This window comes from Halobaculum saliterrae, from assembly GCF_009831625.1.
Taxonomy (GTDB): Archaea; Halobacteriota; Halobacteria; order Halobacteriales; family Haloferacaceae; genus Halobaculum; species Halobaculum saliterrae.
This window is the reverse complement of the sequence record NZ_WUUS01000008.1, coordinates 212,955-230,657: the sequence shown is the minus strand read 5'-3', so window position 1 is coordinate 230,657 and position 17,703 is coordinate 212,955. Positions and strand designations below refer to the sequence as shown.

Genomic DNA, 17,703 nt, shown 5'->3' with positions numbered 1-17,703 from the left:
CGCCAGCGTCAGCGTCGCCGCCAGCGCCCCGACGACGCGGAGTTTCTCCGGTGTCGGTTCGGTCGGGAGCGTCACGGGGACGCCGAGGGCGCCGGCGGCGGCCACGATAGCCGGCGGCGCGGCGACGCCGGCGAGCACGCCGGCACCGACACCCACGCCGGTCACGGCGGCCGCCCGCGCGGCGATGAGCCCGCCCACGCGGAGCGGATCCGCACCGGTCGCGCGGAGCACCCGGACGGTCGTCCGGCGGTCTCGAACGCTCATTCGAGTCACGCTGTAGACGACGACGAGCACGACCACGCCGCCCGCGACGCCCGCCAGCGAGAGGATGCGGAGCACGTCGCGGATGCCGAGCAGGATGAACGGGATCGTCCCGATGAGCGGGACGCCCGTCCGATAGCTCGCATCCCCGTCGTCGCTCCCGGGGTCGAGGACGAACGCGCCGCTCGTTCCGAGTTCCTCCGTCGTCGACGGGCGGTCCGCGTACCACCGCGCCGGGAACACGGACCGGTTCTCCGGCGGGCGAACGTCCCGCGTGACGGTGCCAGCGGTTCCCTCGATGACGACCTCGTGTCGGTAGGCGACCGGCCCGACCGCCGTGTTCGCCGTCGGTTGGGGCAGCCGTGCGGCTTTCCAGGCCACCGACGCGCCCGGGATCTCCGCCGGGGCGTCGGACGGAACCCCGACGACGCGCGTGTCGGTCCCGTCGACCGTCGCCGGCGACACTGGAACGACGATTCGGTCCCCCTCGGACGTGACCGTCGCCGGCGATTCAGTGTACTCGACGGTGGCCGAGGTCGCGAGCCCGCCCTCCAGCGTCGACGTGTAGGCGCCGGCGGAGGTGAGCAACAGGGCCGTCCCGACGAGGAACGCCGCCGTCGTGGCGACGACGGCCGCGCTCAGCCAGTCGCGGCGCGACCACCGGCGGACCAGTCCGGCGTCGCGCATCTCACTCGCCCCCGTCGCTCTCTCCCATGCGCGCGCGACTCATATGGGTGTGAGGGCGCCGTCCGCGAGCCGGAGGCGGTCGTCGAAGCGGTCCGTGAGCCGCCGGTCGTGGCTGATGACGACCAGCGCCGTCGACGCCTCCGCGCGGACGTCGAAGAGGAGGTCGAGCACGCGGTCGGCGGTGTCGGGGTCGAGTTGCCCGGTCGGCTCGTCCGCGAGCACGACCGAGGGCCGATTCGCCAGCGCCCGCGCGATCGCGACCCGCTGTTTCTCCCCGCCCGACAGCGTCGCCGGGAACTGGTCGCGGAGGTCGTCGATGTCGAGGGCGTCGAACAGCTCCCCGAGCCACGCCTCGTCCCGGTCGCCGCCGTGGTCCTGCGGGAGGACGGCGTTCTCCCACGCCGTGAGGTCGGGGACGAGCTGGAAGTCCTGGAAGACGAACCCGATCGTGTCCCGGCGGATCCGCGCTCGGGCTCGCTCCCCGAGCGACTCCGTCTCCTCGCCGTTCACGTACAGTGTGCCGGCCGTCGGCGGCTCCAGCAGGCCAAGCACGTTGAACAGCGTCGTCTTGCCGGCCCCGCTCGGCCCCTGGATCAGCAGCCGGCCGTCGGCGGGAACCGTCACCGACACCTCGTCGAGGATGCGGACGCCGCCGCGGTCGACGCTGAGGTCGACGCCGCGGAGGACCGGTTCGGTCATCGTCGGTCTCTGGAGGGGCGACGACTGTAACGATACCGCTCCCGTCGGGCCACCGGCCGCTCCAGGACCCGACCGTTTTTATCCGCGAGCGTCCCACGGATCCCCAATGCGACGCCACGCCCGACCGTCCTCCCGCTCTTCCGGGGGTGCCGAATGAGGCCCTCGGGCGGTTCCGACCGCGGGTGCGACGGTCGGTCGTCGCTCGTGGTCGCCGCCGTCGTCGCCGTCCTGGTCGTCGCGTCGGTCGTCCCGGCCGCGCTGGCGGCGACCGACCCGAACTACTCGGTCGCTATCGACGGCGCCGTGGCGGTTCCGGCCGTCGAGTACACCGCGGACGGCGAGACGGTCGAGGTGACCGATATCGGCCGGTACACGAGTCAGGACACCCTGCGGTTCTCCGTGGACGCCCCGGACGGCGAGTACTACACCGTCAGGATCGTCGACGGCGACCAGACGGCCGTCGAGACGGAGGCCGGCCGCGGCGACGACGACTTCTCGGTTTCGCTCCGGTACTACGACGTCGGCACCTACGTCGTCGCCGTGACCGACGAGTCGGGCAACCAGCGCGAGCTGCTCGCCGCCCAACCGTTCGTCGTCGGTGGGTACACGGTCGATCAGTCCGTGCCGGAGCGGGTCGACCCCGACGACACCTTCACCGTCACCGCGACCGTCGAGGAACGCGGGAACGCGCCGTCGTTCACCGACGTCACCGTCGCGGTCGGCGACGACTCGACGCGGGTCGTTCGCAACGCGACCCGGGTGAACGACACGGCCTGGAGCGCCACGTTCGACGCGAGCACGTTCGGGACCGGGGAGTTCACCGTCGTCACCGGCGTCCGCGGCGACCCGGCGTTCGACGACACGACCCGGGAACTGCTCGGCATGAGCGGCTCCGGAACCGTCTCCATCCGGGAGACGACCCCGACGCCCACGGCGACGGCGACGGCCACCCCGACTGCGACGACCACGGCGACGACGAACACGACCACGACAACCACGAACACGACCACGGCGAACACGACTACTACCGAGACTGCCACATCGAGCGATGGGACCGCCACCTCGACGGCGACGGCGACCGCCGGGACCTCGACCACACCCCCGCCGACGACCGGGCCGACCACGACGGCGCCGGGGACCGACGCCGACGGGACGACACCGACTCCCACCGCCGGGACGACCGTGACTCCGGACTCGAACGCGACTGTCGGTGACGTGACCACGCGGGCGGACACCGACGGAACTGGGGACGGCAGGAGCGACGGAGACGGGTCGACCGCGACGAGCGCGCCGCTGTTCGGTCCCCTCGGCTACCTCCTCGCGCTCGTCGTCGGGCTGTGTCTGCTCGCCGTCCACGATCCGTGACACGACAGTGAACGGATCTCCAAATAGCGCTCCTCCCATCCGTCTGCTCGATCGGTGACACTCCTTCGTTGGACTGCTGGACGACGGTCGCAGTGACGTCTGAGAACGGTCGACCCCGGCGAGCGAACAAGGAGGGCACCTGTGACGTGGCGTTGTTGCCTTCTCCACCACCGATGCTATCCCAGTCGGCACAAGGAGCCACTCGAACGAAGCGTGATCTGGCTCTCCATGCGTTCGGAGCTGCGAAGAACAGCCGGGACGAGTTGGGGCCGGGAAGGACTCGGAATCGACGACCCCGTGCGCTCAGTCGCGTCTGATCGCTACGAGTCCGGCGAACAGCAGCGCGAACACCGAGAGGACCACGGTGAACCCGGGCGTCTCCGTCGTTGTCGTGGTCGTCGGATCCGCCGTGATCACCTGATCTGACCTGTTGACGACGACAGACCTGGGTTCGAGTCCGTCGATAGCGACCTCGTAGTTCCCTGCGTCGAGGGAGGTCGAACCGACGGAAACGGTTCTCGTCTCCCCCGGTTCGAGGGTCACGGTCTTGGTCGCGTTGACGGACCCGTTCACCAGCAAGTCGACCGAGACGGTCCCGGCCTCGTTACCGACGTTCGTCACGTTCACGCTCCCCGTGACGCTCAACGGTTCCGTTCCGCTCTCGGGGGTGACGCTGAAGTTCGAATACTCGAACACCGAACCGTTGACCGACGCGTTGGCACTCCGTGGATCCACCGTCACGGAGTCTCCGTTGTCGTCGATGACACGTTCCGGGACGACTGTCAGCGTCGTGTTTCCGGGCGAAACGCCGGTCACCTCGATCTCCGCGAGACGGACATTCGTGTCCCCGCCGGTGACGTTGTCACCCAGATCGGTGGCGTTGACCTCGACCGCGATACCGCCATCGAGAGTCCTGACGTTCGCATCACCGAACTGTGCGGCAATGGTCGCCCCGCTGACGGCCGCGGTCGTGTTGTCCTCCGTCTCGACGACGATCTCGAACGAGTCGAGTCCGTTCGGAACCTCCGAGATCGTCAGGTTCGTCGTGGCCGTCCCTCCGAGTCCGACATCGACCTCCTCGAGGGCCACGATGGGGGTGGCAGTTCCTCCGTCGCCACCGCCGTCTCCACCGTCGCCGCCGTCGCCACCGCCACCACTGCCGCCGTCGGTCGTACTTTCGGTCACGTTGACCGACCCTCTCCGCGTGTCGGGGGTGAACTCCCCGCCGCTATCGTCCTCGAACAGAACGGGCTCGACCGTCAGGTTCGCCTCGCCTGCGTTGACGCCGGTCACCTCGACCTGTGCGAGTATCCCTTCGCCGTCGCCGGCGGTGACGTTGTTGTCGTCGTCGGCGCCGAACAGTACGATCGCGTTGCCTGCGTCGCGTATCTCCACGTCAGTGCGGTTGAGCGTCGGGTTGACGGTCGCACCGGTGATGTTCGCCGTCGTGTTGTTGTCAGTGAACACGGCGAGTTCGAAGTTCTGTAGACCGTTCGGCACTGCCGAGAGCGTCACGTTCACCGTGGACGTGTTGCCCTCCTCGACCGTAGCGTCCTCGACGGCGACGGTCGGTCCGGGTTCGGTTTCGGAGTCGGTCTCGTTCAGCGTGACCGTGACGTTCGTCTCATTCGTGACGGTGAGGTCACGAACGTACGTCCGGTTCTCGAACCGACTGGCGTTCTCCGGCGGCGCGACGTAGACCGACACCGGGCCGGTCAGCTCGTTCACGAGCTGGCCGTCGGCGTCCGTCGTCTGATTCTCCGTGATGAAGCCAGCCTCTCGGTCAGTGCTGTTCCAGTGGCGCGCGACGAGCACCGCGTTCTCCACCCGGTCACCGTCCTCGTCGACGACGCTCACGTTCACCCGGTGGCCCTCGGGGAGCGTGATCGTCCCGAGAGAGGTGTTCCCGCTCACGTTGAACCCGCCGTAGGAGTACAGGTCCGGCACACCGTCGGCCGAGACGTTCGCGCCGCCGACGCCGCCGCGCTGCCGGTAGCCGACGGCGGCACCGGTGTCGTTGCGCACGGTGGCGCTGAAGTTCCCGGTCGCGTCCGTCTCAACCGTGTCGATCGAGTCCGAGGCCTCTGTGTACACGAGCACCTCGTCACCCTCCAACGCCGTGCCCGTCTCGTTGACGAACTGACCGGTGACGTTCACTCGGTCGTACTCGTCGAGTTCGACCGTCACGTTCGTCGCGTCCGTGACGGTGACCTCCCTGACGACTACGTCCTGTCTGAAGCGGTCGGCCGTCGGCTCAACCTCGACTGTCGCGTCGCCGGCCATCTCGATGCCAGTCGCCGACGCGTTGGGGAACTGTAACGTCCCGTTCGCGTCGGTCGGTAGGTCGGCCGCTCCCGCTCGCGTATCCGGCGAGAAGCCGGGCACCGATGCCACGCCGAGCGTGAACTCGTCGGCTGGAACAGGGTCGCCGTCCTCGTCGACGACGCTCACGTTGAGGACGTATCCCTCGGGAAGCTGTCTGTCGAGGTTCTCTCCCGACCCGGCAACGAAGTTACCGAACGAGTGGACGTCCGGGGAACCATCCCGAACGTTGAGCGACGACTCGTTGTCGAACTCCGTCCCGTAGAACGAATAGGTGTACTCGGCCCCATCGTTCAGCGTGACGTTGAACCCGCCGCTCGCGTTCGTCGTGGTGACCATCGTCTGGCCCGTAGAGTCGCGCGACCACAGCGCGACCGTGCCGTTCGCGGCCGGCGTCCCGTCGGGCTCAGTTATCGTGCCGTTGACCGTCACCTGTTCGGTCGTCTCGACAGAGCTAAATTCGCTCTGCAGATCGGTGGCGCTCGCGTTCGCCGTCGCTGCGCCGACATTGTACTGGAGGAACGCCGCCGAGACGCCGTCCGGAACAGTGACCGAGACATCGAACGTCACAGTCCCGTTCGGTCCGGTGACGCCGACGCGAGTACTTCCTGGCCGCTCGGACGGCACACTCGCCTCGTAGCTCCGGTCCATCTCGTAGCCGACGACGTGGCGCCAGGTGACGGCTGCGCCCTCAACCGGGTCGCCGTTACGGTCGGTGACGGTCACCGTGACCGGGGTCGATCCACCGGCGGTGAAGCCGCCCTCGACGTTCGTCTCGACCTGGAGGCCACCGAGCTCGAGGTCGTCGATCCACAGCACGTTGTCGTCGACGCTGGGAGTCCGCGCACCGAGTCGGTACTCGGCGGACTCCTCAGGTCCGGGACCATCGGTGTCGGTGATGTTCCGAGTGATCGTGCCGTTCGTCGGCTCCTCGAATCCGACGAACACGTCGCGGACGTTGTCGAAGGACCGTCGCTCAGTGAGGACAAGCAGCGTCCGCTTGCCGGAAGCACTGTTCGTGGTCTCGTTCTCGTACGTTACCGACGCCGCCAGCTGGCCGTCGCGGTACCCCAGATCGGGGTCGGGACGAACTCCGTCCCCGCCCGTCGCCTCACGGATGGTTGGATAGATGTAATCGGTCTCCGCGACCGCCGTCCCGTCCGGACGGGTCGCGTTGTTCACGACGCCGTACACCTGCTGTTCGCGCTCGTCGAACGAGGCGTTCACCCAGTCCGTGTCGGGTGCGTCGACAGTGACGACCGTGTCACTCCCGTTCAGCTCGACGGTGTACACGTCGCCGCCGTCGGTGTAGAGGTTCACCGTCTTGTTGTCGACGTAGCTGTCCGTCTTGTAGTCGTACAGCGAGACGTGGACGTCGTACGTGTCGTTCGGGACGAGGTAGTCGCCCTCCTTGTGTTCGCCCCAGTCGTTCGAGTACGAGTAGACGTCGAGGTTGTACCGCCTGCTGTCCTCTGCCGGCTCCGTGCGCCGGTCGTAGTACTGCGAGGTCCGCCCTTCGATCGCCACCACGGCGGTCGTGGGTTCGGCGCCCTCCGTGGCCGCCTGCGCGGTGACGAAGCCGTACCGGGCGTCGACCGGGGCCTCGACCGAGAAGGTGCCGACTCCGTGGCGTTCGGGCGCGGCGCTACCGGTCACGACCGTCCGTGCAGTCCGACTGGCGGAGATGTTCTCGAGCGCCGTGCGGATCGCCCGCCGGTCGGCCGAGGTCAGTTCGCCCTGCTGACCGCCCGTCTGGACGACCGTCTTCAGCCGGCCGAGTGTGGCGGTCGGGAGCTCGCTCGATAGTGACGCGACCATCCGGTCAGTGATCCACGTCACCTCGTACGCCGCCGTCGCGTTCACGGCGTTCCCGTCCCGTGCGGCGTGCTGGAAGCTGAACGTCGCGGTTCCGCCGGGCACGACGGTCGTCGTCTCCGGACCGAGGCGCGTCTGGACCGCCCCGTCGGCTGCGATGTCGATGTACGCCGCGGAGACGTACTGTGACGCATTGCTGTAGTTTCCGGTGAGGGCGAGACGAACGTTGATGTCGTCGTCGAGTTCGTCGAGACGATGCTGCGAGAGATCAACGGTGAAGGTGACGACGCCGTCGTCAGCGACGAGATCGTTCACCGTGAACCCGGCGTCCGAGTACGGCCCGACGGCGACCGATGCCGGACCCTCGTACGGCGTCATGGACTCGTTATCGGCGTACACGGGGACGTTGACCGTCAGCGTACTGTTAGACTCCACCGTGTAGAGGCGGTCGTCGACCGAGTGGTTCGGGAAGCCATCGGGCTGAACCAAGGATTCCACACGAGCGTCACGGAGGCTGTACGACTGCGTGATCCGGTTGCCGCGCTCGTCGGTCACCTCGACTCGGTAGTCGCCGACCCCGACCGAGAAGTTCCGGACGGCACGACCCTCCGAGTCCGTCAGCATGGTCGCGTTCGCGACGACCGTGTCCGGGTCGGTATCTTCATCGATTACTCGGAACGTCACTGGCGCGTCAGTGGCCGGCTGTCCCGCGGAGGAGTTCCACGCCACAGCGACGGTCTTCAGCGTCTTGCTTGCGTTTCCGTCGGTTAGCTGTCCCGAATCGGGGAGCCTGTCCGAGGCGCTCCCGGACTCGTCGCTGGAGACGACATGGAAGTCGACGGGGCCAGTGTTCTCGTACGGACCGTCGGTGATGGACGGGAAGAGCGTGATGAACTCGCCACTGACAGTCCTGTACTGCGCGGAGAAGTTCCGGGTAGACTCGTAGGCGCCCGCCGTCTCGTTGTACTGCCGGCTCCGCACCACCGCGCCGTAGCTCGTGCCGTCGAACGTGCGATTGATTATCGCTCTGAACTCGGCTCCGGACTGGTCGGGATCGCCGGTGGAGTCGTTCTGGTCGGCATCAATGTACACCTCGACGGTCGCGTTCGCGGTGCCGGCGTCGGCGAAGCCGAGTTCGAGACGGCTGCCCAACAACTGCTTGTTCGCGTACCGCAGGTCGGGCGCACTGCTCGAGTCCCCCGCGGGATCGCTGACGGGGTCCACCCGGAGATCGACGAACTCCTCGCCGGTGTCGCCGATACCGGCGAACAGATCACGGATACCCTGCGGCGGCGTCCCGGTCTCGTTAAGTCCGCTGGGGGCGGACGCGTTCGCCGCCGCCCAGGCGTCGGTGACGCCGGCGCCCTCCGCGGCGTCCGGGGCGGGCGTGTCCTGCGCGGTCGCCCGGAGCGTATCACGGACGTCCGAGCGCGTCATGTTCGGGTTCGCCGCCAGCATCAGCGCGATCGTCCCGGAGACGTGCGGCGTCGCCATCGAGGTTCCGCTGAACGACTCGTATTGTCTTCCGTTCCCGTCTTCCAGGGACGATGTTGAAAGGACGCTCGTTCCGGGTGCAGTGACGGTGACACCCGGCCTGGCTTCCGACCCGTACCCGACCGGCCCGCGGCTGGAGAAGGCCACAACGGCCTGCGAGCGGAACTCGGTCGCGCCGACGGTGATCGCCGTTTCGGCCGCTCCCGGGGTTTCGATCGTCCGGTTGCCGAAGAGCGCTCCGGAGTTGCCGGCCGCGATGACCGGAACCACGTCGTGGGTCCGGGCGATCTCGTTGACTGCCTCGGAGACGATGTCTGAGCCGTTCGTCGGGTAGACGGTAAGCGTCGTGTACTGGTACGTGACATTGACGTCGTTGTTGTTCTGAACCGAGAGCGTCCAGTTCCCGGCTTCGTCGATCCGGCCGCTCGACGGCTTGAACTTCCGGACGATGAGCCCGGGAGGCACCTCCCCGGTCCGGAAAACCAAGCCGGCGGAGGACTGATCGAGCGAGCGGTCGCCGTTCGGATCCAGCGCTCGTACGGAGAGGTTCCGAACGGCCTGACCGGCACGCTCCGGCTCCCGGCTGGCGTCGATTGTGGTGCCATTGATCGCCGTCGGCTCCAATATCACGAGTACGTACGACGGCTTGTAGGCGGCTCCGTCGCTACCGTTCGTTCCGACGGAGGCGTTCGACACCACCTCGAACTCGTGACTCGATGTGCCACCGACGCCGGGAGCAGTCGCGTTTCCGGCCGTCTCGGAGGTGAGTGGCGGTGCGCCGAGCGACGCGGAGATGACGTCCGCGTCCTGCTCGGCGCTCCACTCGAAGGCCGCGATGACGTCGGAGAAGTTGCCGCTGCCGTCGGCACCCAGCGCGCGGGCGCCGAAGAGGTTCGCGCCCGGAGCGACCCCGACGGCGCGCTCGGCGTCCGGACGGCCGGCGACGGTCCCGGCGACGTGCGTGCCGTGCCCGTCGGGGTCGACGGGCGAGGAGGCGTTGTTCCCGGTGAAGTCCTTCCACTTCACGACCTGTCCCTGCAGCGCCGGGTGGTCGTCGTCGATCCCGGTGTCGACGACGCTGACGTTGACACCCTCACCGGTCACACCGCGCTGTTGGACCTCGTCGGCGCCGATGTACTCGACGCCCCACGCGGCCTCACCGCTCGTCGAGCGCTCGTAGCCGGCCGGCGTCGCCGACGTGTTGTAGTCGGACAGGATCCGGTCGACCGCTGGGATCCCGGTCGAGTTAGCGTCCGACACCGTCACCTGCCGGTCATAGACGATCCGTTCGACCGACTGAAGCCCGGCTAACCGCTTGATGACGTCCTCGGTCGCACTGACCGCCAGTGCGTTCCGGCTCCAGAAGGTCGTGACCTCGCCGGCCGAACCGGCGGCGCGCTCCTCGGCGAGGACGCTCCGGGCGCGGTCCTGTTCGCTCCGTGCGAGCTGCTTCATCTGCGTTCGTGCCTCCGTCGCCGAGAGCGATCCCAACGGGAGTGACTCCTCGGGCTGCGTCTCGAAGACGACGAGCACGGGGATCCGCTCGCCGTCGTCGACCTGCGACAGTTGTAGTCGGAGCGGATCGGACAACTCCGCTCGGTCGGCGTCGGTCGAGTTACGCGTCACGTCGTTCGTCGAGGACCCGCTCGAATCAGCTGTCGCCTCGGAGCCGATATCGCTCGGCCCCTCAACCGGGGACTCTCCCGCTCCCCCGGCTCCGACCGCCGGCGCTGCCGCGCCGACCACCATCAACAGACACGCGAGGACCGCCCCGACACGGCGTCGCGTTCGTGTCACGGCCGAACACACCCCGAGACGTTCCCGTTCCGCAGTCGTTCCCCAGCGAGTACTCCCCGGACCCTGTCTACTGCTCCCATTTGCCGGCGGCTGACATACATCAGATATTAAAACTACTGTACTGTGACGCTAATTGACATATGTCCCGAACCTGTCAGGGTAAAATGTAGTTATCCGAAACTGATTATAGATACTGAACACTCGAGTTGAAAAAGAATCCGGGCACTGCACGGTGGTCGTCGTCCGAACACCCCGTCACGATCGACTCGTCGAGACGGCGCGCGGCGACGACCGACCGGCGGGTGCTGCTGCTGTCTCAAACGGATCGTGTTCAGAACAACCGGGTGGCTGACAAGAATGGTGACGACGCGTGACCCCTCGTGAGCGTCCCTGCCTTGCTCCCGCGGATGGGGTCGTCGGTCGCGTCGGGGTCGGCTACTCGTCGTCGAGGTACGGCGCGCACACCCGCCGGACGCCCTCCTCGAAGCCGATCTCGGGCTCCCAGCCGGTCGCTTCGCGGATCCTCGTGATGTCGGCGCAGGTGTCGTGGACGTAGTTCTCGAGCGGGATCGGTTCGTACTCCGGCTCCACGTCGGTGCCGAGCGCGTCGTTGATCAGTTCGATCATCTCGTTGAACGAGTACGGGTCGCCCGTCCCGATGTTGTACACGCCGGCCACCTCGTGATCCGCGATCGCCTCCAGCCCGCGGACGATGTCGTCGACGTGGGTGAAGTCGCGCGTCTGTGACCCGTCGCCCCACAGCACGGGCGACTCGCCGTTGGCGATGTCGTCGGTGAACTGCGAGACGGTGTTCGCGTACTCGCCCTTGTGCCCCTCGGCGCCGCCGTACCCCTGATACACCGAGAAGAACCGCGCGCCCGCACACGTCAGGTCGTCGTAGAAGTCGTTGTAGTACTCGGCATAGCGCTCGCGCCCGAGCATCGACGCGTCGTACCCCGTCGACGCCTCCAGGTCCATGTCCTCGGGGCTCGGCTCCGTCCGGCTACCGTACGCCGAGGACGTCGAGGCGTACACGATCGTGTCGCAGCCGTCGTCGTGGGCCTGCTCGACGACGTTGACGAACCCCTCGATGTTGACGCGGGCGCCCTGCCGGGGGTTCTCCTCGAGCATCTGTCGCGAGGACAGCGCCGCGAGGTGGAACACCACGTCCACGTCCGTCGGGAGGTCGTCGTCGAGCACGTCCGCCTTCACGTACTCGACGGCGTCCGAGAGGTTCTCAGGGGTTCCGAGGTACTCGTTGTCGAGCGCGATCACGTCGTTGCCGGCCGCGGCCAGCGTGTTCGCGAGGTTCGATCCGATGAACCCCGCGCCGCCGGTGACCAGCACGCGTGCGTCGTTCATACTCGGCGTGGGTCCTCCCGGGCAAAAAGCCGTGTCGGTTGACTGATGTGCCATACGGTCCCGGAGGCGATGACGCCGAGGGTCCGTCGGCCGAGGAGGCCGATCCGTCCTCGATCGAGGGATATCTGACCGACCCCCGGAAACAGTCGTCGTCGCAGACGGTGTGACTGCGACGGCTCGCCGTCGTCAGATCTGTCTCCGCGAGCGTCGAACCGAACGTCGAACCGATCACGTCCATGAGGATCACCCTCTCGGGTGGTTCGGGTCCGTGGTTTTAAGCGGGTTCCCGGACGACCATGAACAAATGTCGTCCATCGAACTCACAGACAGTCAGCGGAAGATCCTCAACGAACTGGTGAACCTCTACCGCGAGGAGGAGGACGCGGTGAAGGGCGAAACGATCGCCGACGCCGTCGGCCGGAACGCGGGCACGATCCGCAACCAGATGCAGAGCCTGAAGGCGCTGCAGTTGGTCGAGGGCGTACCGGGACCGAAGGGCGGGTACAAGCCGACCGCGACCGCCTTCGAGGCGCTGGACCTGCAGAACCTCGACGAGCCGGCGGCGACGCCGCTGTTCCACAAGGGCGAGCGCCTCGACGACGTGAACGTCCAGGAGATCAACCTCACGTCGGTCCACCACCCGGAGCTGTGCCGCGCGGAGATCCACGTCCAGGCCTCGGTCCGCGACTTCCACGAGGGCGACTCCGTCAGCGTCGGTCCGACGCCGCTGTCGAAGCTCGTCATCGACGGGACGGTCGACGGCAAGGACGACACCGCCTCCGTGCTCATCCTCAAGATCGACGGGATGGAGGCGCCGGCGGAGCCGTCCGCGCACTGATCGCGAATCGACGGGAGTACCCCCCGAATCGCTCACGGATGACGGACGACCGACCCACGGATCGGCAGTCGGGCGTGCTCGGGCGAATCCGCGAGCGAACGCGAGCGATCGTGCGGTTCGTGGCCGACGTGTTGCGCGGCCATGCCCGGAGCCGGCACCTCGACAACCGGGAGAAGTAACTGTCGGAGCCCCGCGTCGACGGCGGCGCGGCTGAGGGAGAGACGGACCGCGAGAACGGACGGCGCCGCGCGTCAGCGGCTACTGTCCTGTGAGTTACATGTCGTTCCAGGCGTTGAGCGCGCGCCCGTACCCGGAGACGTCGGCGATCCAGCGGCTCGCGACCGCCTTCTTCAGGGCCTTGGCGGCCGGGCCGCCGAAGGTGTTGATCGGGAACTCGACCCCGCCGGCCTTCACGTCGTGGGCGACGGCCTCCTCGCCGACGGAGATGAGCGTCCCCTTGTCCTCGTGTCGCCACGACTTCAGCGGCGCGCCGCGCACGGCGCGTGCGAGGTTCTCGCCGGCGACCTCGGCGGCCTGCCAGGCGGCCTGCGCCGTCGGCGGGGCGACGTCGTCGTCGCCCTGGTCGACGAGCGCGGTGTCGCCGATGGCGAACACGCGGTCGTCGCTCGTCTCGAACGTCGACTCCGCATACACGCGGTTGGAGCGGTCGTCGGCGTCGAGGTGGAAGTCGTCGACCTCCGGCTGGCCGGTGATGCCGCCGGTCCACAGCAGCACGTCGTAGTCCATCACGAGGTCGTCCGAGAAGTCGATGTCTTCCTTTTCGGGACCGTCGCCGTCGCCGTCCTCGCCGTAGTACTCCTCCTCGGCGCCGCCGAGGTAGACGGCGTTCTCGTCGACCTTCGAGATGAACTCGCCCGTCGAGACCCCGATGTCCTTCCCGTCGAGACGCTTCCGGATGGCGCCCTGTACCTCGGGGTCGTTGTTCGGGAACACGGAGTCGAGCCCCTCGACGAGCTCGATGTCGATGGGCGCCTTGTGGTCGTCGCGGTACTCGGCGATCTCGCCGGCCGACTGGATCCCGGAGAGGCCGGCGCCCCCGACCAACACCTTCGCGGGATCGGTCGTCGTCGCCTCCTGCCCGGCGGTCTTGACGGCCTGATGGATCTCGCGGGCGTCGTCGAGCGACTTGAGCGTGAGCGCGTGCTCGCGCAGCCCGTCGATCCCGAAGAACGCGGTCGCCGAGCCGACGGCGACGAGGAGGTAGTCGTAGTCGATCTCGTCGCCGTCGTGGGTGTGGACCACGCGTTCGTCGGTGTCGACCTCGGTGACGCGCCCCCGAACGAAGTCCGTGTCGTCGCCCTTGATCTCCTCGACGGGGATGGCGACCTTGGACTCGACCTCGGGCTTGCGGATGACTCGGTGGGCCTCGTGGAGCACGAGGTGGTAGTCGGTGTCCGACACCCACGTCAACTCGGCCTCGCCCGGTTCGATCGCGTCCTCGAACGCCTTCACCGTCCCGGCGCCGGCGTACCCGGCTCCGACGACGACGACCTGCTGACTCATGGCTGTCCGTTTCCGGTCGGAGGATAAATGCGTGTTGAAACCGCCAGCAACGGGCGGTTCAGGGTTGCGATCAGACGTGGCCGCCGACTACTCCAGCGACAGGCCGGCGTGCCACCGGTCGACGCCCGCATCGCGCTTCACCTCGTCCATCCGTGCGAGCAACGCGGCGGCGAGGCTGGCGCACTCGGCCGCCCGCGACTCCCCCTCGGTACGGAACTCCCCGGTGACGCGGTTGGCGTACACCGTGCAGACCGCGCCGGCGCGGAGCCCGTACACGTTCGCGATCGTCGTGATCGCCGCGGCCTCCATCTCGATGTTCTTCACGTTCGCCTCGCGCAGTTCGTCGACGAGCGCGTCGCTGCCGGCGGCCTCGAACCCCTCGAAGCCGGGGCGGCCCTGGCCGGCGTAGAAGGAGTCCGCGGACATCGTGATACCCACGTGGTAGTCGTAACCGAGGCGCTCGGCGGCGGCGACGAGCGCCGAGACGACCTCGTGGTCGGTCGCGGCGGGGTAGTCCTCGCGGACGTACTCCTTGCTCGTCCCCTCCTGACGGACGGCGCCGGAGGTGATGACGAGGTCGCCCACGTCCATCCCCTCCTGAATGGCGCCACAGGAGCCGACGCGGATGAACGTGTCCGCGCCGACGCGAGCCAACTCCTCGACGGCGATGGCCGCCGAGGGGGATCCGATCCCCGTCGAGGTGACCGAGAGGGGCTCGCCGTCGTAGCTGCCGGTTGCCGTTCGATACTCGCGGTGTTGGGACACCTCCTCGTGGTCGTCCCACAGCGCGGTCACCTTGTCGACGCGCTCGGGGTTGCCCGGGAGCAGGACCGTGTCGGCCACGTCGTCGGGGCCGACCTCGATGTGGTACTGGACCTCGTCGTTCGGGTCCTCGCTGTCGTCGCTCGGGTCGCGATCGCTCATGTCCTCGCCCTTCTGTGAGGCGCCTTGTAAGTCCGCTCGTTTCCGACGGTCCCGGGCTCGGCCGTCCCGGTGCGATCCCCGGGGTCGCCCGCCGGCTTCCGGGTTCGATCCCCGGTGTCGTCCACCGGCTCCCGGCGGTTTTTGTCCCGGCGCCGGAACCGGGGGGTATGGAGTTTCCAGACGCCGGCGATGCCGGCTTCGACGCCGTGGACCCCGAGGCGGTCGGCCTCGACCCCGACGCCGTCCGCGACGCCGTCGAGTTCCACCTGACCACCGGCACCCCGCCCGAACAGGTCGCGTACGACTTCTCGAACCAGGAGCCGTGGGACGAGTCCGAGGGGGAGATGGGCTACACGCTCGGGCCGATGCCCGACCGCCGCGGCGGCCCCGCGGGGGTGATCCTGAAGGATGGCCGACTCGTCGCCGAGTGGGGCGACACCCGCCGCGTCGACCACTCCTTCTCGGTGGCGAAGTCGTTCCTCTCGATCGTCGCGGGCGCCGCGTGGGACCGCGGGCTGTTCGAGTTGGACGGGCGCGTGGCCGACGCCGAGGGTCACGGCGACGACGGCGGCTTCGAGTCCGACCAGAACGCGCCGATCACGTGGCGGCACCTCCTGCAGCAGACCAGCGAGTGGGAGGGCACGCTGTTCGACCGCCCGGACAGCATCGACCGCAATCGCGGCGTCGGCAAGACCGGCGGCCCGGGGAAGGGCGAACATCGCGACCTGGAGGCTCCGGGAACCCACTGGGAGTACAACGACGTGCGGATCAACCGCCTCGCACTGTCGCTGCTCCGGCTATGGGCGAAGCCGCTCCCACGCGTGCTCGCACACGAGGTGTTGGACCCCGCCGGCGCGACGCGGACGTGGGAGTGGCACGGCTACCACAACTCCGACGTGGCGATCGAGGGCCGAACGATGAAGTCCGTTTCCGGCGGCGGTCACTGGGGCGGCGGCTTCTGGGGATCGGCTCGCGATCTGGCGCGGGCCGGTCATCTCCTCTTGAATCGAGGGCGCTGGGGAGAACAGCGGCTCCTCTCGGAGGAGTGGGTCGAACGCGCGACCGACCCCTGCGAGGTGAACTCGAACTACGGGTTCCTGCTGTGGCTCAACGCCGATCGGACGCTGTGGCCGTCGGCGCCCGAGTCCGCCTACGCGATGCTCGGCCACGGCCAGAACGTCGTCTGGGTCGACCCGGACCACGACCTCGTGGTCGTGCTGCGGTGGCTCGCGCTGTCGGACGACCGCGACGAACGCGAGGACCTGCCGAATCAGGATCGCTTCCTCCGGCGGCTGCTTCGAGGAGTCTGACCTGCACGGGACCGCGATGGGCGGTGACTGATCGACCGCCCTGGGTCGCGACCGACGGCAGGTACATACTGCTCGCGACCGTACGTTCCACCATGACGGAGACCGCGACGTTCGGCGGCGGCTGCTTCTGGTGTATCGAGGCGGCGTTCGAGGAGATCGACGGCGTCGACGGGGTCACCTCCGGCTACGCCGGCGGTCACGCCGAGGACCCGTCGTACCGCGAGGTCTGCGCGGGCACGACGGGACACGCGGAGGTCGTTCAGGTGACGTACGACCCGAGCGTCATCACCTACGAGGAGCTGTTGGAGGTGTTCTTCACCGTCCACGACCCGACGCAGCTGAACCGGCAGGGGCCGGACGTCGGAACCCAGTATCGGTCGATCGTGCTGTACCACGACGACGAGCAGCGCGAGCTCGCGGCGTCGTACATCGAGGCGCTCGACGAGGAGGGCGGATACGACGACGAGGTCGTCACCGAGCTCGAACCGCTGGAGACGTTCTACCGGGCCGAGGAGAAGCACCAGGACTACTTCGCGAAGAACCCCAACGACGCCTACTGTTCGATGCACGCCCAGCCCAAGATCGACAAGGTGCGCGAGAAGTTCGCCGAGAAGATCGAGGCGTGAGCCCGTCGGGCGGGCTCGCGAGTCCGGCCGCGGAGGCGCCGTCTACGATCGATGCGAACTGACGCCCTCGAAGTACCGGTCGTAGTGGGCCGCGCAGCCGGGATTGAACGGGGCGTCACACGCCGGACAGACGAACTCGGCGTCGAGGTACTCGTCGACCGAGAGCGTCGATCCGCAGACGCCACACAGCACCGCGGGCTCGTCGAACCGCTCGCGGGGCCACGGCTCGGGGTCGTGGTCGGCGACGGCGTCGTGGCACTCGACGCACGGGAAGAACCGCCCGCAACAGCCGAAACGTAGGGCGATCACGTCGGTCCGTCCGTCGTAGTGGGCACACCGGGTTTCGGGGCCGACGTCGACGCCGCGGACGGTCGTGTCGTGGACCTCCAGTCGCACGGACTACGCCGGGTGCGGAGGCGACAAAACGGTTCCGTCACGGGGAAGACCGCGCGCGAACCGACCACTCCCGCGGTGGCGCGCTCGTCCGGATACCGTCCGCGTTCGTCCGGTTATGCACCCGATTACTATGCGTCTCCGGGGCCACCGAACGTTCGCTCGCGGCGGTGTGCTCCCGCGCCGGCCGCGAGAACCCACGGCGACCACGGATCGCGGTTCGGACCCGGAAGTGGTCGCGACAGGCCAGCATGGACACACGGTAGCGGATCCGGACTCCCCAACC

The 17,703-nt window shown here is 68.1% G+C and carries 11 protein-coding genes; 4 read left to right on the top strand and 7 right to left on the bottom strand.

The features are described 5' to 3' along the window. Together GRX01_RS13825 and GRX01_RS13820 are read right to left on the bottom strand one after the other, a co-directional pair. Positions 1–948 (bottom strand): FtsX-like permease family protein (locus GRX01_RS13825; protein WP_321168113.1); only part of this gene is annotated, 948 nt, incomplete at its 3' end. A gap of 39 nt (positions 949–987) precedes the next feature. Then, positions 988–1,647 (bottom strand): ABC transporter ATP-binding protein, encoded by a 660-nt coding sequence (locus GRX01_RS13820; protein WP_159668581.1) that lies wholly within the window; start codon positions 1,645–1,647, stop codon positions 988–990. Between the two features lie 153 nt (positions 1,648–1,800). Here GRX01_RS13820 and GRX01_RS13815 point away from each other — a divergent pair, with 153 nt between their 5' ends. Then, complete coding sequence (locus tag GRX01_RS13815; RefSeq protein ID WP_159668578.1) at positions 1,801–3,012, top strand: hypothetical protein; 1,212 nt, start codon at positions 1,801–1,803, stop codon at positions 3,010–3,012. Positions 3,013–3,315: 303 nt separating this feature from the next. On the opposite strand, the gene GRX01_RS13810 is transcribed toward GRX01_RS13815, so the two are convergent. Together GRX01_RS13810 and GRX01_RS13805 are read right to left on the bottom strand one after the other, a co-directional pair. Continuing rightward, positions 3,316–10,440 carry a S8 family serine peptidase gene (locus GRX01_RS13810; RefSeq protein ID WP_159668575.1) on the bottom strand — a complete coding sequence of 2,375 codons (7,125 nt, stop codon included), beginning with the start codon at positions 10,438–10,440 and terminating at the stop codon, positions 3,316–3,318. Positions 10,441–10,875: 435 nt separating this feature from the next. Continuing rightward, positions 10,876–11,802 carry an NAD-dependent epimerase/dehydratase family protein gene (locus GRX01_RS13805; protein WP_159668572.1) on the bottom strand — a complete coding sequence of 309 codons (927 nt, stop codon included), beginning with the start codon at positions 11,800–11,802 and terminating at the stop codon, positions 10,876–10,878. A 304-nt stretch (positions 11,803–12,106) separates the two neighbouring features. Between GRX01_RS13805 and GRX01_RS13800 the strand changes: the two genes are divergently transcribed. Then, on the top strand, positions 12,107–12,640 hold the full coding sequence (locus GRX01_RS13800; RefSeq protein WP_159668569.1) for an HTH domain-containing protein: 534 nt from the start codon (positions 12,107–12,109) through the stop codon (positions 12,638–12,640). A gap of 273 nt (positions 12,641–12,913) precedes the next feature. Here GRX01_RS13800 and GRX01_RS13795 read toward each other — a convergent pair whose 3' ends face one another. Together GRX01_RS13795 and GRX01_RS13790 are read right to left on the bottom strand one after the other, a co-directional pair. Beyond that, positions 12,914–14,164: an NAD(P)/FAD-dependent oxidoreductase gene (locus GRX01_RS13795; RefSeq protein ID WP_159668566.1), complete on the bottom strand. Its 1,251-nt coding sequence runs from the start codon at positions 14,162–14,164 to the stop codon at positions 12,914–12,916. Positions 14,165–14,251: 87 nt separating this feature from the next. After that, on the bottom strand, positions 14,252–15,088 hold the full coding sequence (locus GRX01_RS13790; protein WP_159668563.1) for a nucleoside phosphorylase: 837 nt from the start codon (positions 15,086–15,088) through the stop codon (positions 14,252–14,254). Positions 15,089–15,255: 167 nt separating this feature from the next. Here GRX01_RS13790 and GRX01_RS13785 point away from each other — a divergent pair, with 167 nt between their 5' ends. Continuing rightward, positions 15,256–16,398 carry a serine hydrolase domain-containing protein gene (locus tag GRX01_RS13785; RefSeq protein ID WP_159668560.1) on the top strand — a complete coding sequence of 381 codons (1,143 nt, stop codon included), beginning with the start codon at positions 15,256–15,258 and terminating at the stop codon, positions 16,396–16,398. 92 nt (positions 16,399–16,490) lie between these two features. Next, a complete protein-coding gene (gene msrA, locus GRX01_RS13780) occupies positions 16,491–17,024 on the top strand; it encodes a peptide-methionine (S)-S-oxide reductase MsrA (RefSeq protein ID WP_159668557.1) in 534 nt (177 codons plus the stop codon). A 42-nt stretch (positions 17,025–17,066) separates the two neighbouring features. Here the strand turns inward: msrA and GRX01_RS13775 are convergent, their stop codons facing one another. Further along, the gene (locus GRX01_RS13775; RefSeq protein ID WP_321168112.1) at positions 17,067–17,420 is read right to left on the bottom strand and encodes a CHY zinc finger protein; all 354 of its coding nucleotides are present in this window, start codon (positions 17,418–17,420) and stop codon (positions 17,067–17,069) included. Positions 17,421–17,703: the final 283 nt, after the last annotated feature.